Origin of the sequence: Rhodococcus sp. NPDC047139 (assembly GCF_040643435.1) — a bacterium.
GTDB lineage: Bacteria > Actinomycetota > Actinomycetes > Mycobacteriales > Mycobacteriaceae > Rhodococcus.
Genome location: NZ_JBEYUH010000014.1, coordinates 113,982 through 136,939 on the forward strand (window position 1 = coordinate 113,982; position 22,958 = coordinate 136,939).

Genomic DNA, 22,958 nt, shown 5'->3' on the forward strand with positions numbered 1-22,958 from the left:
TGCATCCCATGCATAGCAGTGGATGCAGATTATGAGTTGGATTTATGCAGTGAGTGGCCGTTCACTGAAGGCATGACCAGCAGCCCGCCCACTGCCGACCTCGACCTGTTCGCCGACGACATACTCGTCGACCCCTACCCGACGTTCACCGCACTGCGCGAACTCGCCCCCGTGGTGTACCTGCCCGCCCACGACGTCTACGCCCTGACCCGCTACGACGTCATCCGGGACGCCCTCGGCGACCCGGCGACCTTCTCCTCCCGCACCGTCGGCTTCAACCCCGCCGCCAACGACGTCCTGCAGGGCACCTCGCTGGCATCGGACCCACCCGTCCACACCGAACTGCGCGCCGCCCTCACCGAGAACCTGTCCCCGCGGGCGCTGCGCGGACTCAAGAGCACCATCGAGTCCAAGGCCGACGCGCTGGTCGCCGACCTCGTCGCCCAAGGGTCATTCGAGGCCATCGACGCCCTCGCCCGCGCCTTCCCGCTCGAGATCGTCGCCGACCTCATCGGCTTCACCGGTGAGGTCCGGGCCAACATGCTCCGCTGGGGACAGGCCGCCATGGAAGTACTCGGCCCGATGAACCCGCGCACCGCCGAGAACTTCCCCATCGCCGGGGAACTGTATGCATGGTGCTCGCAGGTCACCGCCGAGGATCTGACCCCCGGCTCGGTCGGCCGCGGCATCTTCGACGCCGAAGCCCGCGGCGCCATCCCCGCCGGCAGCGCCGGCCACATCATCCACCAGTATCTCGGCGCCGGGGTGGACACCACCATCGCCTCGATCGGCAACCTCATCGCCCTGTTCTCGGCGTTCCCCGAGCAGTTCGACCTGCTCCGCAGCGACCCCACCCTGGTGCCGGCGGCCTTCGCCGAGGTGCTGCGCTACTGGGCACCGCTGCACGCCTGGGGCCGGGCCGTGACCCGCGACGTCGAGATCGACGGCTTCGCCGTGCCCGCCGGAGCGCAGGTGGCGATCCTGTTCGGGGCCGGCAACCGCGATCCGCGGCACTACGACGATCCGGACACCTTCCGCATCGACCGCAACCCGGTCGACCACCTGTCCTTCGGCTACGGCCCGCACGGCTGCGCCGGCCAGGGCCTCGCCCGCCTCGAAGCGCACGCGGTGATCACCGCGCTGGCCACCCACACCCGCCGCCTGGTCGCCGCGGAACCGGTCCGCGTGCCCGCCAACACCACCCGCTCCATCGACCGGCTCGACATCACGGAGGTCGTCCCCGCATGAAGATCACCCTCGACCGCCCCCGTTGCGAAGGCCACGGCCTGTGCGAGGAGGCCGCACCCGAACTGATGCACCTCGACGACGACGGTGAACTGATCCTCGACGTCACCGAGGTGCCCGAGGACAGTCCGCAGGCCGCCGCAGCCGGCGCCGCCGTGCGGGTGTGCCCCGTCGCCGCCCTGAAGTTGACATGACCACCGCAACCGCCGGCCCCGCCCCCGAGATCGAGCGCATCGTCGTGGTCGGCAACGGCATCGCCGGGCAGACCGCCTGCGACAGCCTGCGCACCGCCGGCTTCACCGGGCACCTGACCATCGTCGGCGACGAACCCCACCCGGCCTACTCACGGCCGGCGCTGTCGAAGGCACTGCTCACCGCCGGCGGCTCGCACGAGTTGCCCGCCCCCACGCACGGCGCCACCGAACTGCTCGGCGTCGCCGCGGTGGACCTCGACGTCACCGCGCGGGTGGTCCGGCTCGAGGACGGCACCGAACTGCCCTACGACGGCCTCGTCATCGCCTCCGGAACGCGACCGCGACCGCTGGGGGACGGCGCCCTCGTCCTGCGCACCCTCGACGACGCACTGGCCCTGCGTGAGCGGCTCGCCGACCGTCCCTCGGTGGCGGTCGTCGGCGCCGGTCCGCTCGGCATGGAGATCGCCTCCGCGGCCGTGCAGGCCGGCTGCGAGGTCACCGTCGTCGCCGACGTCGCACCGATGCGCCCCCAGTTCGGGCCGTATCTGTCCGAGCTGTTCACCACCGCCGCCACCGCGGCCGGGGTGAAGATCGTCTCCGGCACCGCCACCGGCCACGACTCCGGCACGGTGACCCTCGACGACGGCAGCCGCATCACCGCCGACCTCGTCGTCGCCGCGATCGGTGACCTGCCCAACGTCGAATGGCTGCGCGACTGCGGGCTGCTCACCGACGGGCGCCTGGTCGCCGATGCCCGCGGCCGCGTCGCCCCGGGCATCGTCGCCGCCGGAGACGTCGTGCACCTGCCGATCCGGGGGACGGTGCGGCGCAGTCCGTTGTGGAACAGCGCCATCGAGCAGGCCAGTGTCGCGGCGACCGCGCTGCTGCGCGGCGACGACGCCCCGGAATACGACACCGACCCGTACTTCTGGACCGAGCAGTTCGGGTTGCACCTCAAGGCGGTCGGGCACCTGCCGGTCGAGGGGGAACCGGAGTTCCTCGTCGGCGACGACCCCCTCGGCCCGGCGCTGCTGCACTGGCGGCACCCGGACGGCGCGGGGGTGGCGGTGGCGATCAATCACCGCATCCCCATCCCGAAGCTGCGGCGCGCCGCGACCACCGGACAACCCCCGGGACCGGCGCGAACGGCCGGGTAACTTTGTGTGGGTGAACCCCCCGCCGGACCACCCGGCCGACCCCGACCTCCCGCGACTCGCCTCGGTCAACCTCAACCTGCTGGTGCCGCTGCTGGCGCTGCTCGAGGAACGCTCGGTCACCCGCGCCGCCGCCCGCGTGGGGATGACCCAGCCGGCGATGAGTCACGCGCTCGGCCGGATGCGCCGCCTGTTCGGGGACGAGCTGGTGGTCCGGCAGGGGAGCGGTCTGGTGCTCACCCCGCGGGCCCTCGAGCTGATCGTGCCCCTGCGGGAGGTGCTGCGGCACACCGCCCGGGTGGTCGACTTCCCCGGCTTCGACCCGGCCCGGGACGCCCGTACGATCACCCTGGCGATGACCAACAGCACTGCCTTCGTGGTCGGGCCCGAGCTGACGCGCCTGCTCGCGGCGCGGGCCCCGCACGCGACCGTGCGCATCCGCACGTTCATCGAGCCGCACCCGTCCGATTTCACCGACGAGGGGGTCGACGCGGTGCTGCTGTCGCAGGCGTTCGCCGCGCCCTATCCGCGGGAACGGCTGTACGAGAACCGGTGGGTGGTGATCGCCCACCCCGACACCGACCCGGATGCCTCCGCGCTCGAGCTGCTCGCGTCGATCCCGCACGTCACCTATGACGCCCGGCAGCGGGTGGCTCCCTATGCCGCGCTCGACGCCGCCGGGGTGCGGTACCGGATCGGTCGGCTGGTCTCCGATTTCCTGCTCGTGCCGCATCTGGTCGGCCGCGCCGGCGGCGTTGCGGTGCACACCTACCGGGTGGCGCGGCAGATGGGCCGGCAGATGCCCTTGCGGATCGAGGAGTTCCCGTTGCCGGTGGCCCCGCTGGGGGTGGATGTGGTGTGGAATCCGCGGCTGGCCGACAGCGAGTTCATCGCCTGGTTGCGCAGCATCCTCGTCGAGGCGATCGCAGCCACCGAGGCGCTCGCGGCGAATCAGTCGGGCACGTCGAGCAGATAGCACCACGAGTCGGTGAGTTCGTCGAGGCAGATCGCCCGCGGGGTGCGCCAGCCGACGGAGAAGTAGCGCCGCGACATGTGTTCGAGCTGGCCGAAGGCCAGCACACAGCGGATGCGGCGACGGTCGGGGGCCAGCCGGCCGGCCCGGTCGAGGCCTTCGGTCATGTCGGTGACGGCGCTTTCGAACCACCGTTCGGTCTTTGCGACCACATCGGGGTCGTGCGCGGCCTGATAGGACGCCGTCATATAGGGCTTGATCTCGTCCCACTGGGAGAACTTGCGATCGAGCCACTGCCGGATCAGCGGGCGTGAGCCCGAGGCGACGACCGCGGTCAGGCTCGGGTCGTCGGCGGCGGTGAGGATCGTGTCGACCTTCGTCAGCAAGGCGCTCATCACGTCGGCCTTGGACGAGAAGTGCAGGTAGAAGGTGGTGCGGGTGGACCCGGCGGCGGTCGCGATGTCGTCGATGGTGGTCGCCGCGTAGCCCTTGGTGCCGAACAGTTCGAGGGCCTTGGCGAGGAACAACTCGTAGGTCATCTGCTTCTGGGCGGCACGAAGGGACATGGAAAGCCATCCTAGCCTCGACGCCCGAGGTTACCGGCGAGTACAGTAAGTCATCGGGACGTAAATTCACTTGACAGTGTGTAATCCTAATCTTTATTGTGACTCCCACCACGTCGCATCCCCCTGCGACGCCGATGAAAGGAAGCGCGATGACCGGCCCCGAGACCGCGACCGCCACCGTCCACACCGTCCTCGGTCCGGTCGCCGCCGCCGACCTCGGCGTCGTCGCCGTCCACGAGGCCCTGCTGTCCGTGCTGCCCGGCGCCCAGCACGCCTACGACCTCGACCTCGACCGCGCCGAGATCTTCACCACGCTGCTCGGCAAACTCCGCGACTTCCGCGCCGCCGGCGGCGGCACCCTCGTCGACGCCACCGGGATGTTCCACGGCCGCGACCTCCCCATGTACGAAAACCTCTCCCGCGCCTCCGGGGTACACATCGTCGCCTCTACCGGCCTCGGCCCGGAGAACCTGCTCGGCGGCTACTTCCTGACCCCGCAGACCAACCCGCCCACCCCCTGGCCCGCCGAGAAGTTCGCCGACCTGTTCACCAAGGAGGTCACCGAAGGCATGGTCGTGCCGCGCGTCGAACGCCGCGCCGCCGCCGGCCTGGTCACCACCGCCGCCGACCCGGCCGGCATGACCGCCACCGAGGAGAGCCTGTTCCGCGGCGCCGCCCGCGCCGGCCGCGCCACCGGTGTCGCGGTGTCCCTGCGGTACGGCAAGGACCCCCTCGCCGACCTCGACATCGCCCTCGACGAACACCTGCCCGCCGACCGCATCGTCGTCGGGGGACTGGACCGCCGCGACGCCGTCGCCGCCGGCGCACCCGCCGAGATCGCCCGCCGCGGCGCCTACATCGCCCTCGACCACCTCGGCAGCGAGGACGAGACCCACATCTCCGACGCCGAGCGCGTCACCCTGGTCACCGAGCTCGTCGCCGCCGGACTCGGCCACCGCCTGCTGCTCTCGTGCAACGCCACCGGCGTCGCCGCGGGGCATCCCGCCCGCGAGCTGCCCTTCGGCTACGTGCTCACCGACTTCGCGCCGCGGCTGCGCGCCGCCGGCCTCGGCGACGACGAGCTCGACCGCATCCTCACCGCCAACCCGCGCGAGCTGCTCACGGTCACCTCGACTCGCTCGAGCACCGACCAGTAACCACCGAACGTCTTCGTCCCGAAGGGGAATGTTGTGTCGAGAGTGAACACCGTCCTGGGTCCGATCGCCCCCGAGGAACTGGGCATCGTCGCCATCCACGAACACATCGGATACGGCATGCCCGGCTCCGAACTGGACACCCGCTGGTGGAAGAGCCCCGAGGTCCGCTACGAGGAGACCGTCCCGAAGCTGCGCACATTCCACGAATACGGCGGCGGCACCTTCGTCGACGTCACCGGCATCTGCAACGGCCGCGACATCGACTACTACAAGTCGCTTTCGGCCAAGACCGGCGTCCACATCATCGCCTGCACCGGCTTCGTCGGCGGCGACACCGCCCTGCCGTTCTTCGAACGCGCCTCGGTCGACTACCTCACCCGCCAGTTCGTGCACGAGATCACCGTCGGCATCGGCGACACCGGCAGCCGCGCCGGCGTCATCAAGGTCGGGGTCTCCCGAGGCGGGAAGATGACCGACCTCGACAAGCGCATCTACCGCGCCGCCGCCCGCGCCGCCCTCGACACCGGCGTGCCCATCCTCACCCACCTCGCGATCGACGCCGAGAACGCCATCGCCATCTTCAACGAAGAAGGCCTGCCCCTGAACCGCGTGCTGTTCGGGCACGCCGACGACGGCGTCAACGCCGAGAAGACCCGCGACACCTGGATCGCGCAGCAGGGCGGCCGCGTCGGCTTCGATACCTTCGGCTACGAAACCGAACTCGAGGACCCGCCGTTCTGGGCCCGCCCCCGCGCCGAACGCCTCGCCCACTTCCTCCGCTTCCTCGATGCCGGCCACCTCGATCAGGCGCTCGCCGGCGTCGACGCCAACTGCAGCCCACTCGGCTGGCCCGGCGTCAAGGGACACACGGTGAACTACCTGTTCGAAGACCTCATCCCGGACCTGCGCAAGGCCGGACTCGACAAGGCCACCATCACCAAGCTCTTCGTCGAGAACCCCGCCGATTTCCTCACCATCGCGCAGCCCTGACCCGAACCTCCCGGCGCCCCCGCGCCTTCCGAAAGAGACAGCACATGCAGACCTCGGACCTGAAGAACCTCACCATCGCCATCGTCGGCGCCGGCTACGCCGGTGCCGCCGCCGCCAAGGCCCTGAGCGTGCTCGGCGCCAACGTCACCGTGTACGAACAGGCCACCGAGATCCGTGAGGTCGGGGCCGGTATCGGTCTGCGCCCGTCGAGCATGGAGCGGTTCCGCGAGTGGGGCATCTTCGACGACATCGCCAAGGTCAGCTCGCCGAGCGACTACTTCGAGATCCTCACCGCCACCGGCGACCCGATCATGAAGGACGCCTGGCCGGTCCACGGCGACCAGAAGCACACCCATCTCATCCACCGCGGCGACTTCATCGACACCCTCATCAGCGTCCTGCCCACAGGCATGGTCAAGTGCGGATACAAACTCGTCACCGTCGACGACCACGGTGACAGGGCGTCCCTGACCTTCACCAACGGCACCACCGTCGACGCCGACCTGGTCATCGGCGCCGACGGCATCAAGTCCGTCGTCCGTCGACAACTGTTCTCCGACGCCGACCCGGTGTTCTCCGGTGAACGCGCCTACCGCGCGGTCATCGACATCGCCGACGCGCACGGCATGGTCACCGACGACAACCTGCGCATGTACATCGGCAAGGGCACCAAGGTGTATCTGCTGCCGCTGCGCCACCGCAATCAGGTGTCCTTCGACATCACCGCCCTGTGCCCGGACCCCGACTGGGCACCGCAGGTGAGCAAGGAGGACATGCTCGCCACCGTCGAGGGCTTCGACCAGCGCATCGTCGACATCACCGCCGGCCTCGACCTCGACCAGGTCAACATCCGCGGTGTCTACGACATCGACCCCGTCGAACGCTGGCATTCCGACTCGGTCGTGCTCGTCGGCGACGCCGCCCACTCCATGCTCCACCACCAGGGCCAGGGCGCGAACTCGGCGATCCTCGACGCCGGGGTGCTCGCCGACTGCCTGCGCGATGCCGACACCGTCGCCGAGGCGCTGACCCGCTACCAGGCGCAACGCAAGCCGGTCACCGACGAACTGCAGCGCATCTCCCGCCAGGGCTGGACCGAGGACGAAGTCCAGGACGTCTTCCCGGGCCAGAAGCCCGCCTCCCAGCAGCCCACCCAGTAGCTCACGCCCACCCCCGTTCAGCCCCCTAGGAGACGACCGGCCATGCCGTTGCACCCCGAGATCGCCCGGCTCCTCGCCGACCTGCCCGCCCCGCCGCCCGGACCGCTCGATCCGGCCGCGATGCGCGCCGGGGAAGAAGCTCAGGTCCCGCCGCTCGAGGAGCGACTGCCCCTGCACGACGTCCGCGACACGATCGCCGTGACGCCGGTCGGGGAGGTGCCGGTGCGGGTCTACACCCCGACCGACGCCGGCACCTGTGGCCTGCTCGTCTACTTCCACGGCGGGGCGTTCTTCCTCGGCAGCCTCGACACCCACGACCACGTCGCCCGGCACCTCGCGAAGGCCACCGGCTGCACCGTGGTGTCTGTCGGCTACCGCCGCGCCCCCGAAGCGCAGTTCCCCGCCGGCCTCGACGACTGCTACGCCGCGGTGCGCTGGGCCACCGACCACGGCGACGAACTGCGCTGGGACGGCACCACCCTCGCCGTGGCAGGCGACAGCTCCGGCGGCACCTTCGTCGCCGCCGTCACCGCCCTGGCCCACGACGACGGCTTCGACCGCATCACCCACCAGGTGCTCTACTATCCGTCCCTCGACCTGGACTTCGACAACGATCGCTACCCCTCGATGCGGGAGAACGCCGTCGGCTACGGCCTCGAAACCGCCGCACTGAAACCGTTCAACGCCTTCTACCTCGACAGCGGCGCCGATCCCGCCGACCCGCGCGTGTCGCCGATCAAACGCGCCGATCTCACCGGACTGCCCCCGGCGCTGATCGTCACCGCCGAATTCGACCCGATGCGCGACGAAGGCGAACTCTATGCCCGCCGACTGCAGGAGGCCGGGGTGCCCGTCACCCTGATCCGCTATGACGGCGCCAACCACGGCTTCGTGCAGAACTTCTCGTGGATCCCCGAATTCGCGCAGGTCTTCGACGACACCGCCGACTTCCTGCAAGGAAAGTGACATGACCGGCCGCCACACCGACGTGCCGATCCACCCCATCGTCTCGCCGTGGGGCCGGTTCGGGCTCTACACCTTCTTCATCGACGCCGAACAGCCCGCGATCGTCGACACCGGCATCGCCACCTCCCCGGCCGAGGGCATGGCCCCCGCCCTCGACAAGCTCGGCCGCCGCCTCGAAGACGTGCGCTGGATCCTGCTCACCCACGGCCACATCGACCACATCGGCGGCGCCCACGCCCTGTGGGAGGCCACCGGCCGCCGCGCCCGAGTCGTCATCCACGACGCCGACGCCCCGCTGCTGCGCTCCCGCCAGGCCCACGTCGACGACTACCTCACCGGCCGCGGCCGATACCTGAACGACCCCGACGGGGCCGCGAAGATCACCGCCGCCGCCGAAGCCGTCATCTCCGGGGAACTGGAACCGACGATGCTCGTGCGTGGGGGAGAGACGATCTCCCTCGGCGGCGGCGCCGAGATCTCCGTGCACTCGATCCCCGGCCACACCCCGGGCTCGGTCGCCTACGTCCTCGAAGGACAGAACGCGGCGTTCGTCGGCGACGCCGTGCAGGTGCACGGCGCCGCCAACGGCTTCCCCGGCTACACCGACCCCGACGCCTACCGCGACAGCCTCGCCTACCTGCGGGAGCAGATCCGACCCGAGAAGCTCTATCTCGGGCATCCCTACCGCCGCGCCGACGGCACCGCCTACGGCGTCGAACTCGACCGCGACCAGGCCGCCGAAGCCCTGCGCGAGAGCAGCGACATCGAACAAGGAGTGCGCGGCGCCGCCCACCGCTGCCTGTGCCACGGACTGCTCGACACCGACTCGGTGTACTCGCCGTACGCCCCGGTCGCCGACGACCTCGGCTACACCGGCGATCCCACCCTCGAACCATCCCCGTTCTTCACCACACTGCACGGCTACCGCACCCAGTTCTCGCACCAGCACTGATCACGAAGAGGAGTCGCAGGTTCTCATGGCCGAGTTCGAAACGTTCGACGCAGGCGGACAGACCATCCACATCCGCAAACACCTGCGGGTCCCCATGCGCGACGGCGTCGATTTGGCCGCCGACGCCTACCACGACGTCGACGACAAGCCCCGCCCCGCGCTCGTCGCGCTGAGCCCCTACGGCAAGGAACTCCAGGCCCTCGCCCTGACCACCCCGCCGCAGCGCCGCCCCAGCCCCATGTGGGACGGCTGCATCGAGGCCGGCGACATCGCCCGCGTCGTCGCCGAGGACTACGTCCACGTCATCGGCGACATCCGCGGCTCCGGCGACTCCGGCGGCGAGCACATCGGCAACTACAACGCCGGCGGGGTCTCCCTCGGCCAGGACGCCTACGACTTCATCGAATGGGTCGCCGCGCAACCCTGGTGCGACGGCAACGTCGGCATGATCGGCATCTCCTATTTCGGATCCATGCAGGTCCTCGCCGCCGCCGAACGACCCCCGCACCTCAAAGCCATCTTCGTCTCCGGCGGCCACTACGACTTCTACGAAACCACCTACCACGGCGGCATCATGTGGTTCATGCCCCGCGCCGCCCGTGAGGGCCGCGGCGGCGACTCCGGCTGGGCGTTCACCGACCGCGTCAAATCCCGCATGCTCGAGACCTACACCTCCGACGAGATCGCCGAGCGCGTCGCCCAGCGCCTCGCCGACCCCGACGTCGCCGCCTGGCCGAACCTCGTGCACGTGCTCAACTACCCGAAGAACCACGAAGCCTGGTTCGACATCATCACCAACGAACTCGACGGCCCCTGGTACGAGGAACGCAACCCCATCAACCTCGCCCGCAACATCGACATCCCCGTCTACCTGCAGATCGACCAGGGCCGCGGCTGGACGATGGACGGCACCATCGAACTGTTCCACGCCCTGCAGGGACCGAAGAAACTCGACATCGGCCCCTACCCGCCCATGCAGTCGCGGCCCTTCATCGAAGAGCACGACAAGATGTTCCGCTGGTACGACTACTGGATCAAGGGCATCGACAACGGCATCATGGACGAACCCGCCGTTTCCGTCTTCGTCGAAGGCGCGCGCCAGCGCGTCACCGCCGACCAGTGGCCCCCGAAGGACGTCGACTACCGGCCGCTGTACCTGCGCCCGCGCGGCAAACTGTCCTCCGACCCCGAACCGATGGGCGCCCGGTACGCTGCCCCCGACGGCTTCTACCAGGCACCGCTCACGGTCACCGACAAGGTCGAGATCCTGCGGTGGGAGACCCCGGTGTTCGCCGAACCCACCGAGATGATCGGCACCGGCGCCGCCCACATCTTCGCCGAGATCGACCAGCCCGACACCAACTTCATCCTCCGCATGTGGGACTACGCCCCCAACGGCACACGGCAGCTGATCACCACCGGCTACCTCAAGGCCTCCCACCGCGAACTCGACGAACGCACCACCGAGGGCAATCCCTACCACCCGCACACCCGCACCGAACCGGTGCAGCCGGGAGTGATCGAAGAGTACGTGCTGCGGCTGTATCCGTTCGCGAACACCTTCATGCCGGGCCACAAGCTCGTCGTGGAACTGTCCAACAACGAACCGCTCGCCGACGAGCACAACGCGCTGCTGCCGCCGGATGCCTTCCATCTGCCCGTCGGCCGCCCCGTCACCCACAAGATCTACCGGGACGCCGCGCACCCCTCACGGCTGGTACTGCCGTTCACCACGCGTCACGCCACGAGCTGACCCGACCGCTCCCGCTCACCGGGCCCGCAACTCAGCCGAGCCCGGTGAGCGCCGCCGGCGCCCACCGCGGCCAGCGCACCGCCCCCACCGGCACCCCGGCCGCGAACTGCGCCACCACCACCGGAGTCCCGGATGCCGTGTCGTACACCGTCGCCTCATCGGCACGGCGGACCGCCTCGACCACCAGCGGCCACAACCGCCGATACCGCGTCCGGATCTTGTCCTCCGGCACCGCATGCCCACCCGAGGCCACCCGCTGCGCCACACGCAGCACCGACATCGTCTCGGGCACGAGCATCACGTGCAGCACCACCACATATCCCGCCGCATGCGCCCGATCGAGCAACTCCAGCTTCGACGGATGCGAGAACACCGTCTCCGCGATGAACGACCGGCCCTGCGCCAGCAGGCGTTCCCGCGCCGCCGCCGCCAATTGCGCCGCCTCGTACGACATCTCCTCGGCCCGATCCGGCCAGCGCTGCCGCGCGATGACATCCGCGTTGACGAACACACTGCGCGGCAGCAGGGGAGCGAGGGACAACTCGACGAAGGTCGACTTACCGGAGCCGTTCGGCCCGACGATCAGATCCAGGCGCCTCATTCGGCGTCGAGCACGCGGCGACTGCCGTCCGGAGACTGTTCGACCAGCCGACCCTCATCGTCGAGCAGCACCGTGGTCACCCCGCGCGCGGCGAGCACCCCGGCATAGTCGGTGCGGGCCAGATCGTCCGCCAGGCGCGCATCGATCTCCGCGTTGAACAATCGCCCTTCGGCGGCGGTGAGATCGCTCAGTTCCCGCACACCGGCCAAGGACTCGTGCACCCGGTGCAGGGAGGCGGTCTCGTGGGCGGTCATCGCACGGCCGATGCGCGCCCAGTATTCGAGTTGCTGGCGGCCGGTGCGGTTCTGGCGGCCCCCCTCGGCGATGGCACTGTCGACGAGTTCGGCGTCGAAGCGAGTGACCTTGTCGGTGGACGACGTCACGGCGACCTCCCGGTGTTGCAGACTGCTACCGATTGTAGCGCGCCGCAACAGCGTGGTCCTGCGCTCGTGCATCACCGCTTCGTGACCTCGGCCACCCCCGCGCCCCCCGGATCGACACCCGATCGCACCCGTCCCGTCGCCGCGCGCGACCGTCGGCGACCTACCGTGAGCGACGTACTCACATCCCAAGGAGGTGCGTGATGACCACGGACGCACAGGACATCGATCCGGAACGGCTCGAACAGACCCTCGGACAACTCGTCGTCGACATGGGCGCGGCCATGAACGGCGCCCTGGTGCTCATCGGCGTCGATCTCGGCCTGTGGCGAGCCCTCGACGAATCGGGGCCCACCACCAGCGAACAGCTCGCCACCCGCACCGGCATCCGCGAACGCTATCTGCGCGAATGGCTCTCGGCGCAAGTCGCGAGCGGATATCTGCGTTACGATCCGGACGACGACACCTTCACGCTGTCCCCGGAACACGCCATGGCCCTGGCCCGGGAGGACAGCCCGGTCTACCTGGCCGGCGGTCTCCACCTGATCGGTTCGGTCTACAAGGACCGGCTGCGCATCACCGACCGCATCCGCAACGGAGAAGGGTTCGGCTGGCACGAACACGATCCGGAACTGTTCATCGGCACCGAGCAGTTCTTCCGCCCCGGCTATCGCGCCAACCTCGTCGACGCATGGCTGCCCGCCCTCGACGGCGTCGTCGACAAACTCACCGCCGGCGCCCGGGTGGCCGACATCGGATGCGGACACGGCGTGTCGACCACGATCCTCGCGCGGGCCTTCCCACAGTCCACCGTGCACGGTTTCGACTACCACGACGCATCCATCGACCGGGCCCGGGCACTGGCCGCGGAAGAAGGGGTCGGCAACGTCTCGTTCGAGGTCGCCTCGGCGGCGAACTTCCCGGGCGACGGCTACGACCTGATCTGTTATTTCGACTGCCTGCACGACATGGGGGACCCGGTCGGGGCGTTGCGGCACGCCGGCGAGGCCCTGGCGGACGACGGCAGCGTGATGCTCGTCGAACCGTTCGCCCACGACAGCCTGGTGGAGAATCTCGATCCGGTCGGCCGGATGTACTACGCGGCCTCGACGGTGCTGTGCACCCCGTCGTCGCTCGACCAGCCCGTCGCGCTCGGGCTCGGCGCCCAGGCGGGGGAGCGGCGGCTCGCGGAGGTCGCCGCCGAGGCCGGCTTCGGCACCTTCCGCCGCGCCACCGAGACCCCCTTCAACCTCGTCCTCGAAGCGCGTCCCTGACACCTATCGGCGAGACACCGATCGGACCCATCGGCGACCGCCACGGTGGCGATGGGCCACGATCGGAGGATGGACCGCCTCACCCGACTCACGCTCGCCCTCGACCGCCAGAACGGGCGGTGCCTGTGGTGCGGACGTGAGTTCGGACGGTTGGTCACGCCGACCACTGATCACCTGGTGCCGCGCCTGAAGGGCGGTCCGAGCATCACCGCCAACGAGGTCGCCGCGTGCCGGCGCTGCAACGCCGACCGCGGGCACATCGCACCGGTCGAATGGCTCGATCGGTGCCGGCAGCGAGACGGCTGGACGCCCGACGAGGAGCTACTGACCAGACTGCTCGAGCAGCTCGCCGACGAACTCGTCCGGGTCGGTGGTCATCGTCGCGCCCGGGACTATCTGTCCGCGCAGCTGCGACGGCTGCGCCGACCGTCGTGAACCCGTGGATCATCCCGTCGACCAAGAGCAATACGTCACAGTGACGTTTTACGGTGCGCCGGCCCGGGCGTGGAGGAGGGGAGTCCGCACCCCGTCGCCGGCCCGCACGTATGTAGGGGACCCGATGCCACAACGCGCGGCGAGCACCGATCACCGCGCCGGCGAAGTGCACGCCGTGGGTGCGCAGCAACGCCGGCATCAGGGCTGTCGCGCAGATCGCAGGATCTCCTCCCGCGGGCCCGCACAAAAACGTCACAGTGACGTTTTCAACGTAGCCGGGTGGCAGGCGGGGGGACGAGGGCGCGATCCCGAAGGGCCGCGTCGGGCGCCCGAGACGGTGGACGGGCGCGAGTCGGCCGAGCCGGGGCGACTCGGGTCCGGAACCTGGAGCCCGGACCGGGAACGGCAGGCACGGCATCCCGGGATGTCCGACACGAGCCGGCGTGCCGAGAATTGCGAAGCGAGCACGAGGCGTCACGCCGACACATCGCAGTGCGATGCAGTGCATGCAACGAACGTCGCCCGACGCGCGAATCGGGACGCATCGAATCATCGGCGCCGAACCCCAGGTCACCCCTCATATCAATATTGCCGATAATCTACATTATGTTAACTAGAGTGATTTCCGATCTCCTCCGGGTCGGTCCAGAAGGGCGCCTGGCGCATCGGGGTCACTCCGGCGCATGAACCGGCCCGAAGCGCTCCGTCCCGGCCCCGGCCCGACTCGCCGACAGGCCGGATCGCGCCGCCGAGGCCGGCCCCCTGCGTACCTGCCGCGGGCGGATGTCCCGGCGACATGCGGTTCGTCGCGCTCGGTGCGGCAACCTCGATGCGGCAACACTGCGCCGCACGCGACGAGCGCCCGGTGACGCGACACGGTCACATCCGGCGGCGCGTGGGTGGCAGCAGCGCGCGCAGATCCCGTCCCCCGGGGTGCTGCTGTGCCCCACCCGGACGCGACCCTCTTTCCATATTTGATGGATAATCACCGTTATCCATCAATCCTCCTCTGCTGCACCATCTTTCGCGAATCGATGTCCCGCCGTGGCGGGACACCGATTCGCGACATCCCACTGCCCGCACTCGCCCCAGAGGCGGATCCACCCCTGCCTCCACCACCCCACCGGCCCGGCACGCCGGGCGGTGCCCCGCTGGTGCGACACACCTCCGGTCGAAACCCCTCCCCGCGTTCCGGCCGCCACCCGTCCCCGTCACCACGATTCGTCACGGTGACGGGGACGGCTCCCAGTTTCCGTGTGGTGCTCCCCCGGCGACCCGCGTGCAGGTCCTACGGTGGTCGTCGTGACGATCCCCGCATCGAGCTATCTGTTCCAGGCCCGGACCTTCGTGAGCGGCTCCGACAAGTGGCGCCTCGAGGCAGCGCTGGCCACCGCGAAGATCTGCGAACGCTTCGACCGGCCCTATCCGGAGTCGGTGCGGTCCATGGTGCACACCGCCTACGACCTGCTACGAATGGATGCACCGGAGGTCGCCGCCGAATTCGGTCCGCCGGCCGTCTGAGAGCCGGCCCCGCCGGGGCCTCGGCTCGCCGGCGAGATGCCGGTACCGTGCAGCACAACTCGATCACGAACGACCCGCGACGAGGAGGATGCCCGATGAACCCAGCGGTGTGGCTGACTCCCGGCCAGCTGGCAGACCGTTCCGGCGTCGCCGTCTCGGCGCTGCACTACTACGAAGCGCGCGGGCTCATCAGCAGTCGCCGCACCTCCGGTAACCAGCGCCGCTACCGCCGCGACACCCTGCGTAAGGTCGCCTTCATCAAGGTCGCCCAAGGTGTCGGGGTCTCGCTCGACGAGATCAAGGAAGCATTCGACTCGCTGCCGGACAGTCGTGTCCCGACCACCGCGGACTGGGCGCGGTTGTCCCGCGCCTGGCACGACCGCCTCACCCGCCGGATCGGGGACCTCACCGCCCTGCGCGACAGCTTCACCGACTGCATCGGATGCGGTTGCCTGAGTCTGGCCTCGTGTCCGCTCGCGAACCCCGGTGACGTCCTCGGCGCGCAGGGCCCCGGACCGCGGCGGCTGCCGGTGCACGACGATCCGCCGGCCGCGTCGGCGCCGCACGCAGGCTCCGTTTCCGGATGACGATCGACGTGGTAGGCAGGAAGACGACAGCAATCCACCTCGCGTAGACCGGAGAGTGACCCCGGCCGCTCGGACGGGACGGCGGATGAGAGTTCTCGTGATCGGTGCGTCCGGATATGTCGGCAGCCGAGTCGTCCCGGCGTTCCTCGCCGCCGGCTGTACCGTGCGAGCCGGTGCCCGCGATCCGGCTTCTCTGCGTCGCTTCTGGTGGCACGAGCGTGTCGAGACCGCCGAAGTGGATGTCACCGACGCGCGCACCCTCCCGCCCTCGCTCGAGGAGGTCGACGTCGTCGTCTATCTCGTGCACGGCATGCGGTCCGCGCATTTCCGGCAGGTCGATCCGGCCGCCGCCCGACAGGTGCGGCGAGCGGTGGATGCGTCCTCGGCGACCCGCATGGTGTATGTCTCCGGGTTCGTCCCCGCCGGTGATCCGGGCGAGCTGTCCGATCATCTGCGCTCGCGGTGGGAGGTCGAGGAGGAACTGTGCCGGTCGAGTCGGCCGGTGACCACGCTGCGCGCCGGGATCGTTCTCGGTTCCGGGTCGACGAGCTTCGAGGTGCTCGGTCAACTCGGCGGGCGGCTGCCCGTCACGGTGGTACCGGGCTGGCTGCACACGAAGGTCGAACCGATCGCGGTCGTCGACCTGGTCGCGGCGGTGCTCGGGGCGGTGTTCTCCGACCTGCCCACCCGTTCGTTCGATGTGGGTTGCGGGAGAGCACTCCGTTATCCCGACCTGCTGCGGCTCTACGGCAGGATCACCGGGATGCCGCGCGCGCAGCTCACGCTCCCCCGCATCCCGTCGACCGTGGTGGGCAAGGTCGGCTCCTGGGTGTGCGACGTACCGTCCGCGACGCTGACGGCGCTGATCGAGAGTTTGCGCCACGACATGATCGCCCGGGACGCGCGGTGGCGCGGCAGTCTGGTCCCGGCGACCTACCGGCCTTCGACCGTCGAGCGGGCGCTGCAACGCGCGGTGCTGCCCGTCGACCCCGCCGTTCCGCCGGAAGAGCGAGATCCGATGGGCCCACTGCCCGGAGACCCCGATTGGGCGGTCGCCGCCGCGGAAGCACGCCGGTATTCCGCGCGGGGTATCCCTCCGCGGCGCCGCCGCCCACCCGGCTGAGCGGCGAACGGATCCGATGACCGTGGTGCGGCAACAACGCAGGTCAGGTAAGGGTATCCGTGCTGTCGCCCTGGATGATCCGGTGTTAGCTTGACGGAATGTCGCTGCCGAAACCGTCACCGGAGGATGCTTCCGTGCTGCACGAGGGCGCCGAACCGCACAGCGGCGGGTTGGCGAGCAAGCTCAACTGGTTGCGCGCGGGGGTGCTCGGCGCGAACGACGGCATCGTGTCGACGGCGGGTTTGGTCGTCGGTGTTGCCGCGGCGACGACGAACGAGTCGGCGATCCTGACCGCCGGTGTTGCGGGCTTGGCTGCCGGCGCGGTGTCGATGGCTCTCGGTGAGTACGTGTCGGTGAGTACCCAGCGTGATACCGAACGCGCGGCGCTGCGCACGGAACGTCGCGAGCTGGCTGCGATGCCCGACGCCGAACTCGACGAACTGGCGGAGCTGCTCGCGAGCAAGGGGCTGTCGGCGGAGACGGCCCGTGCTGCCGCCGAGGAGTTGACGGCCCGTGATCCCCTGGCGGCCCATGCCGAAGTGGAGTTGGGGATCGACCCGTCCGAATTGGCGAATCCGTGGGCGGCGGCGTTGTCCTCGGCGGTGTCGTTCACCCTCGGCGCGTTGGTGCCGCTGCTGATGATCGTCTCGGTGTCCGAGAAGCTGCGGATTCCGGTGACCTTCGTGGCGGTGCTGTGCGCCTTGGCGGCGACCGGCTCGATCAGTGCGTGGCTCGGCGGGTCGCGGCACGGCCGGGCGGTGCTGCGGGTGGTGCTCGGCGGCGCGCTCGCGATGGTCGTGACCTATGCGCTGGGCCAGCTGTTCGACGTGGCCGTTTAGGGCCGCGCACTGCTGTTGTCGGGCTCGTCGGGCGAGCGGCAACCGAGACCCCATCCCATCCATACCATCGGATAATGAGCTAACCGATGGTATGGTCCGGGGATGGCATCGCTCGACGACCACTCGCAGTGGCCGGAGATCGGCTACGAACAGCATCCGTGGGCCGGCAGCGACGCCTACGGGTCCCGGCGAGAACGGCGCCTCACCACCGGCCCCTACCGGGCGGCGGTGCCACCGTTCATCGCGCACCGGCCGATCCCCCTCACCGGCGACCTGCAGGCCCTGACCGAGGACGCGGCGACGGAACTGACCCGGTTCGACGTCGAGGTCGGCCACATCACCGCCCCGTTCGCCTCCATCCTGCTGCGCACCGAGAGCGCCTCGAGCTCGGAGATCGAGAATCTCTCCAGCGGAGCCCGGCAGATCGCCCTGGCCGAACTCGGCGAACATGCCTCCCGCAACGCCCGCCTGATCGTCGGCAACGTCCGGGCGATGCGTGCGGCGCTGGAACTCTCCGACGCCATCGACGCCCACGCGATCCTGCGGATGCACCGCGCGCTGCTCGAACACGACGACCCGGCCATCGCCGGTCGCTGGCGTGAGCAGCAGGTGTGGATCGGCGGCGGCAGCCTGGGTCCGCACACCGCCGAGTTCGTGCCGCCGCATCACGGGCGCGTACCCGAGCTGATCGACGATCTGGTGGTGTTCGCCAATCGGGACGATCTGCCGGTGGTGGCGCAGATCGCGGTCGCGCACGCCCAGTTCGAAACCATCCATCCCTTTCCCGACGGCAACGGCCGCGTGGGCCGCGCATTGATCCAGGCGATGCTGCGCGGGGGGCAGCTCACCCGCAGCGTCGCCGTGCCGGTCTCTGCGGGTCTGCTGCACAACACGGCGGACTATTTCGCGGCGCTCGGCGCCTATCGTGCCGGGGATGTCGCACCGATCGTGCGGTCGATCGTCGACGCGTCCTTCGCCGCGGTCGCCAACGGCCGCATGCTCGTCGCCGATCTGGAGGCGGTGCGGGCCGAGTGGCGCAGCCGGATGACGGCGCGGCGGGACTCGGCGGCGCACCGGCTGATGGACGTGCTCCTGCGGCAGCCGGTCATCGACAACCGCTCGGCCGCGGCCGCACTGTCGGTGACCGGCGCCAACGCGCAGATCGCGATCGACCGGTTCGTGGATGCCGGGATTCTCACGCAGATCACCGAGGGACGCCGGAACCGCATCTGGCAGGCCAAGGATGTGGTGTGGGTGCTCGACGAGTTCGCGGCGCGCGCCAAGCGCCGCCGCGGCTGAGCCGGTCCCTGCTGTCCCGTCGGTCCCTGCTGTCACACTGGACTCGCACATCTGTACGACTCGCGTGCGGGGATGTCGACGGGAGGAGCAGCGTGGTGGGCAGCGCGGCCGAGCCGGGCCTGACGGACTGGATCGGGTCGTATCTCGAGACCCTGCAGACGGCGAAGCGGTCACCGCACACCGTCAAGGCGTACCGGCTCGATCTGTGCGCGGTGCGCACACATCTCGCGGCCGGGTGCGGGGTGCCGGAGGACGCCTTGGTCCTGGGTGATGTCACGGTGCGGGCACTGCGGTCGGCGTTCGCAGTGTTCGCCGCCGAGCGGCAGCCGGCGTCGGTGCGCCGCGCCTGGTCGGTGTGGAACAACTTCTGCAATTTCCTCGTCTCCGAGGGGGTGTCGGAGGGCAATCCGATGGCATCGATCGCGCAACCGAAGAAGCCCCAGCACACGCCGAAGGCATTCTCCCCCACCGCGATCAACCAGCTCGTCGACACGATGACGGTGGAGGCGCAGCGCCCCGCCGAGTCGGCACGGGACTGGCCGCAACGAGATCTGGCGCTCATCGCGACCCTGTTGCTCACCGGCATCCGTTCGGACGAATTGATCCGGCTCGATGTGGGCAGCATCCTCGGCGGTGAGGAGGCGCCGGTGCTGCGGGTGCTCGGCAAGGGCGCGATCGAACGGGAGATCCCGCTCGAGGACAGCTGGACGGCGATCGTGTCGGCCTATCTCGAGGAACGCTACGCCCGCTTCCCGGCGGTGCGGCGCCGCGCCCGCGAGCGTGACGATCTGCCGGTGTGGGAGCGGCACGATCCGGCCGATCCGCTGTTCGTCGGCGCGGACGGGGCGCGCATCACCCGCGGCACCCTGCAGTACCGGGTGCGGCGCCTCTACCGGCGGGCCGGGATCGAATCGGAACGCAAACGCGGGGCGCTCGCCCACGCGCTGCGGCACACCTTCGCGACGAGCCTGGCCGACAACGGCGCGACGATGGTGGAGTTGCAGCAACTGCTCGGGCATCGCTCGTTGCAGACGGTGCAGGTGTACACCTCGGCGACGAACGATGCGGTGCGGCACGCGGCCCGGCACAACCCGGTGTACGGCTTGCTCGGGTCCGGTCGCGAGCCGGGCGGTGACCCGCAGGAGTAGCGATCGAGGGTCGGCTCGTGGGTTGGACTGTGGGCGGGCGTGGTAACTGCAAGACTGGAGAACGATCCATCCGGCAACGTGAAGGAGCAGTCATGAGCGTCGAGCAGACCGAACCCCGCCGGCATCGAGTGGTCGTGATCGGATCCGGTTTCGGTGGGCTGTTCGCCACCCAGGCGCTGGCTCGGGCCGAGGTGGACGTCACCCTCGTGGCGCGGACCAGCCATCATCTGTTCCAGCCGTTGCTGTACCAGGTGGCGACGGGCATCCTGTCGGTCGGCGACATCGCCCCGGCGACCCGGATGATCCTGCGCAAGCAGAAGAACGCGCAGGTGCTGCTCGGTGAGGTCGAGCAGATCGATCTGGAGAACCGGACCGTGACCTCCCGATTCCTCGAGCGCTACACCACCACCCCCTTCGACAGTCTCATCGTCGCCGCCGGGGCGGGGCAGTCCTATTTCGGCAACGATCATTTCGCCGAGTTCGCGCCGGGTATGAAGACGATCGACGACGCCTTGGAGTTGCGGGGCCGGATCCTCGGGGCGTTCGAGCAGGCCGAGCTGTCGCACGATCCGGAGGAACGCGCGCGGCTGCTGACGTTCGTGGTGGTCGGCGCCGGCCCGACAGGGGTCGAGTTGGCGGGGCAGATCGCCGAGTTGTCGCGCCGCACCCTCAAGGGCACTTTCCGCAATATCGATCCGGCGGAGGCGCGGGTGGTCCTGCTCGACGGCGCCTCCGACGTGTTGCCGGTCTACGGCGGCAAGCTCAGCCGCAAGGCCCGCGCGACCCTCGAGCGTCTCGGGGTGGAGATCCAGCTCGGGGCGATGGTCACCGACGTCGACGCCGACGGTCTGGTGGTCAAGGACCAGGACGGTTCACAACGGCGGATCGAATCCCAATGCAAGGTGTGGTCGGCGGGGGTGTCGGCGAGCCCGCTCGGTAAGCAGCTCGCCGAACAGTCCGGGGCGCAGGTCGACCGGGCCGGTCGGGTGGAGGTGTTGCCGGATCTGACGTTGCCGGGACATCCGAACGTGTTCGTCATCGGCGACATGATGTCGCTGAACAAGTTGCCCGGGCTGGCGCAGGTCGCGATGCAGGGCGGCAAATACGCCGCCAAGCAGATCATCGCGTCGACGGACGGGGCCGATCCGTCGCAGCGGCAGCCGTTCAAGTATTTCGACAAGGGCAGCATGGCGACGATCTCGCGGTTCAGCGCGGTCGCGAAGGTCGGCAAGCTCGAGATCAGCGGGTTCCTGGGGTGGGTGGCGTGGTTGTTCATCCACCTGCTGTATCTGGTGGGGTTCTCGTCGAAACTGTCGACGCTGCTGTCGTGGGCGCAGGCGTTCTTCTCCGCCGGCCGCAACGAGATGGCCGCGACCGAGCAGCAGGTGTTCGCGCGGATCGCGCTCGAGCACATGCGGGAGGACGAGCCGAACGGGGCCTCCGATGCGGCCGAACAGCGGGCGGCGGAGACGTCGGCCGCGCGCGGCCGCGGTGGGGCGCAGGCCGCCGGCTGACCTTGTCCTCCGGCCGGGCCGGTCCCGGCCGGAGCGCCACCCCGACGAGGCGGTGACCGGTCGGGGTCAGTGCCCGATGCGGTCCGCGTCGGTGATGTTGGCCAGGCGCACCTGTCCCTGCGCGACGAGCCGGTTCTGTTCGTCGACGATCTCCACCCGCCACAGTTGCTGGGTGCGGCCGCGGTGGATCGGGGTGCCGGTGGCGGTGAGGACCCCTTCGCGGGTCGCGCGCAGGAAGTCGGTGTTGTTGTTGACCCCCACGACGTTGCCCTTGTCCCCCAGCCAGTTGGCGCCGGCGACGCTGGCGACGGTTTCGATCACCGCGCAGTACACCCCGCCGTGCACGATGCCGTAGGGCTGGTGCTGCGTGGGGGTAACGGTCCAGCGGGCGCGGGCGAGATCGGGTCCGAGTTCGACGAACTCGAGGCCGAGGGCGGTGTTGAAGCCGGTGTCGTTGACGGTGTTGATCGCCTGCACGTCGTGCTGGGCCGGGGCGGAGGTGGTCTGGTCGCTCATACAGGCTTCCCTTGTTCGTGCGTGGGTCGACCGGCCGCCGGGACAGGTGGCCGTCGAACGATGGTAGGACATGGCGATCTACACCCGCCGCGACGCGGGCGGTGCCCGCAAGATCAAGGCCGAGGGTCTGCTGGTCGCCGGTTCGATCACTACGACAACCGCGCGCGGACCCAAACCTGCACAACACCCACTGCGCCGTGTTCAATCGCGTGCCAACGGGCAATGGCTGACGAAGATGCAGCAATCTATGCCTTCGGCGAACGCTGGGGACCTGAAAACGGGAAGAAGGACAAGATCTTCGGATTCTTGCCTGGCAACGGGGTTCACGACATCCACATGAACCAAGCCAACGTCGGACGATTTGTCGCCGACGACGGGGTATACCAGGACGGTGCGCTGCTGCACTTCCCCGACCAGGACCAGTGGGTGGGGGTGTTCCTGAAATTCCAGTCGCAAACCTGGCACACGGACGACCAGACTGGCCACCAGATCCACCTCCCGGTCAGCGGCCCACCGTGAATCGCCCCGGGTCTGTCGGAGGCTCTCGAACCTGTGAAGGATAGAGAGCATGGCAGCACCACGGAAGTACAGCGTTGAGCTGAAGGAACGAG

At 69.5% G+C, this 22,958-nt stretch carries 24 protein-coding genes; 20 read left to right on the forward strand and 4 right to left on the reverse strand.

Going from position 1 to position 22,958, the window contains the following annotated elements:
- Positions 1-72 precede the first annotated feature (72 nt).
- The 4 genes from ABZ789_RS17635 to ABZ789_RS17650 are packed head-to-tail and all read left to right on the forward strand — an operon-like array spanning position 73 to position 3,569.
- The gene (locus ABZ789_RS17635) at positions 73-1,248 is read left to right on the forward strand and encodes a cytochrome P450 (RefSeq protein ID WP_358426150.1); all 1,176 of its coding nucleotides are present in this window, start codon (positions 73-75) and stop codon (positions 1,246-1,248) included.
- Positions 1,245-1,439 (forward strand): ferredoxin, encoded by a 195-nt coding sequence (locus tag ABZ789_RS17640; RefSeq protein ID WP_358426152.1) that lies wholly within the window; start codon positions 1,245-1,247, stop codon positions 1,437-1,439. Before ABZ789_RS17635 ends, ABZ789_RS17640 begins: the two co-directional genes overlap by 4 nt.
- A complete protein-coding gene (locus ABZ789_RS17645) occupies positions 1,436-2,596 on the forward strand; it encodes an FAD-dependent oxidoreductase (RefSeq protein ID WP_358426155.1) in 1,161 nt (386 codons plus the stop codon). The genes ABZ789_RS17640 and ABZ789_RS17645 overlap by 4 nt, the downstream gene beginning before the upstream one ends.
- Positions 2,597-2,606: 10 nt before the next feature.
- Positions 2,607-3,569, forward strand: a complete 963-nt coding sequence (locus ABZ789_RS17650; RefSeq protein ID WP_358426158.1) for a LysR family transcriptional regulator — start codon at positions 2,607-2,609, stop codon at positions 3,567-3,569.
- Here ABZ789_RS17650 and ABZ789_RS17655 read toward each other — a convergent pair.
- Positions 3,545-4,132: a helix-turn-helix domain-containing protein gene (locus tag ABZ789_RS17655; RefSeq protein WP_358426161.1), complete on the reverse strand. Its 588-nt coding sequence runs from the start codon at positions 4,130-4,132 to the stop codon at positions 3,545-3,547. The genes ABZ789_RS17650 and ABZ789_RS17655 overlap by 25 nt on opposite strands.
- A gap of 149 nt (positions 4,133-4,281) precedes the next feature.
- Here ABZ789_RS17655 and ABZ789_RS17660 point away from each other — a divergent pair, with 149 nt between their 5' ends.
- Genes ABZ789_RS17660 through ABZ789_RS17685 form a run of 6 tightly spaced genes read left to right on the forward strand, consistent with a single transcriptional unit; the run spans position 4,282 to position 11,110 of the window.
- On the forward strand, positions 4,282-5,289 hold the full coding sequence (locus tag ABZ789_RS17660) for a phosphotriesterase (protein WP_358426164.1): 1,008 nt from the start codon (positions 4,282-4,284) through the stop codon (positions 5,287-5,289).
- A 33-nt stretch (positions 5,290-5,322) separates the two neighbouring features.
- Positions 5,323-6,279, forward strand: a complete 957-nt coding sequence (locus tag ABZ789_RS17665; RefSeq protein WP_358426166.1) for a phosphotriesterase — start codon at positions 5,323-5,325, stop codon at positions 6,277-6,279.
- 44 nt (positions 6,280-6,323) lie between these two features.
- Positions 6,324-7,439, forward strand: coding sequence for an FAD-dependent monooxygenase (locus tag ABZ789_RS17670; protein ID WP_358426169.1), 1,116 nt, complete (start codon positions 6,324-6,326; stop codon positions 7,437-7,439).
- Between the two features lie 42 nt (positions 7,440-7,481).
- Complete coding sequence (locus tag ABZ789_RS17675) at positions 7,482-8,405, forward strand: alpha/beta hydrolase (protein WP_358426172.1); 924 nt, start codon at positions 7,482-7,484, stop codon at positions 8,403-8,405.
- Position 8,406: 1 nt separating this feature from the next.
- Positions 8,407-9,357: an MBL fold metallo-hydrolase gene (locus tag ABZ789_RS17680; RefSeq protein ID WP_358426175.1), complete on the forward strand. Its 951-nt coding sequence runs from the start codon at positions 8,407-8,409 to the stop codon at positions 9,355-9,357.
- Between the two features lie 25 nt (positions 9,358-9,382).
- Positions 9,383-11,110 carry a CocE/NonD family hydrolase gene (locus tag ABZ789_RS17685; protein WP_358426178.1) on the forward strand — a complete coding sequence of 576 codons (1,728 nt, stop codon included), beginning with the start codon at positions 9,383-9,385 and terminating at the stop codon, positions 11,108-11,110.
- Between the two features lie 31 nt (positions 11,111-11,141).
- Here the strand turns inward: ABZ789_RS17685 and ABZ789_RS17690 are convergent, their stop codons facing one another.
- Positions 11,142-11,711: a zeta toxin family protein gene (locus tag ABZ789_RS17690; RefSeq protein ID WP_358426181.1), complete on the reverse strand. Its 570-nt coding sequence runs from the start codon at positions 11,709-11,711 to the stop codon at positions 11,142-11,144.
- Positions 11,708-12,094 (reverse strand): hypothetical protein, encoded by a 387-nt coding sequence (locus tag ABZ789_RS17695; protein WP_358426184.1) that lies wholly within the window; start codon positions 12,092-12,094, stop codon positions 11,708-11,710. The genes ABZ789_RS17690 and ABZ789_RS17695 overlap by 4 nt, the downstream gene beginning before the upstream one ends.
- 200 nt (positions 12,095-12,294) lie before the next feature.
- On the opposite strand from ABZ789_RS17695, the gene ABZ789_RS17700 reads away from it, so the two are divergent.
- The 9 genes from ABZ789_RS17700 (at position 12,295) to ABZ789_RS17740 (ending at position 21,831) form a co-directional block, all read left to right on the forward strand.
- A complete protein-coding gene (locus ABZ789_RS17700) occupies positions 12,295-13,365 on the forward strand; it encodes a class I SAM-dependent methyltransferase (protein WP_358426187.1) in 1,071 nt (356 codons plus the stop codon).
- Between the two features lie 69 nt (positions 13,366-13,434).
- Positions 13,435-13,800, forward strand: coding sequence for an HNH endonuclease (locus tag ABZ789_RS17705; protein ID WP_358426190.1), 366 nt, complete (start codon positions 13,435-13,437; stop codon positions 13,798-13,800).
- 1,302 nt (positions 13,801-15,102) lie between these two features.
- Positions 15,103-15,321 (forward strand): hypothetical protein, encoded by a 219-nt coding sequence (locus ABZ789_RS17710; protein WP_358426193.1) that lies wholly within the window; start codon positions 15,103-15,105, stop codon positions 15,319-15,321.
- A gap of 95 nt (positions 15,322-15,416) precedes the next feature.
- Positions 15,417-15,908, forward strand: a complete 492-nt coding sequence (gene soxR / locus ABZ789_RS17715; RefSeq protein WP_358426196.1) for a redox-sensitive transcriptional activator SoxR — start codon at positions 15,417-15,419, stop codon at positions 15,906-15,908.
- A gap of 85 nt (positions 15,909-15,993) precedes the next feature.
- Positions 15,994-17,031, forward strand: coding sequence for an NAD(P)H-binding protein (locus ABZ789_RS17720; protein WP_358426198.1), 1,038 nt, complete (start codon positions 15,994-15,996; stop codon positions 17,029-17,031).
- Positions 17,032-17,129: 98 nt separating this feature from the next.
- A complete protein-coding gene (locus tag ABZ789_RS17725; RefSeq protein ID WP_358426201.1) occupies positions 17,130-17,870 on the forward strand; it encodes a VIT family protein in 741 nt (246 codons plus the stop codon).
- Positions 17,871-17,972: 102 nt separating this feature from the next.
- Complete coding sequence (locus ABZ789_RS17730; RefSeq protein ID WP_358426204.1) at positions 17,973-19,169, forward strand: Fic family protein; 1,197 nt, start codon at positions 17,973-17,975, stop codon at positions 19,167-19,169.
- 95 nt (positions 19,170-19,264) lie between these two features.
- A complete protein-coding gene (locus tag ABZ789_RS17735) occupies positions 19,265-20,317 on the forward strand; it encodes a tyrosine-type recombinase/integrase (RefSeq protein ID WP_358426223.1) in 1,053 nt (350 codons plus the stop codon).
- 92 nt (positions 20,318-20,409) lie between these two features.
- Complete coding sequence (locus tag ABZ789_RS17740) at positions 20,410-21,831, forward strand: NAD(P)/FAD-dependent oxidoreductase (RefSeq protein ID WP_358426207.1); 1,422 nt, start codon at positions 20,410-20,412, stop codon at positions 21,829-21,831.
- Between the two features lie 66 nt (positions 21,832-21,897).
- Here ABZ789_RS17740 and ABZ789_RS17745 read toward each other — a convergent pair whose 3' ends face one another.
- Positions 21,898-22,347, reverse strand: coding sequence for a PaaI family thioesterase (locus tag ABZ789_RS17745; RefSeq protein WP_358426210.1), 450 nt, complete (start codon positions 22,345-22,347; stop codon positions 21,898-21,900).
- Between the two features lie 222 nt (positions 22,348-22,569).
- Here ABZ789_RS17745 and ABZ789_RS17750 point away from each other — a divergent pair, with 222 nt between their 5' ends.
- Positions 22,570-22,866 (forward strand): DUF2278 family protein, encoded by a 297-nt coding sequence (locus tag ABZ789_RS17750; protein ID WP_358426213.1) that lies wholly within the window; start codon positions 22,570-22,572, stop codon positions 22,864-22,866.
- The last annotated feature ends 92 nt before the right edge of the window (positions 22,867-22,958 follow it).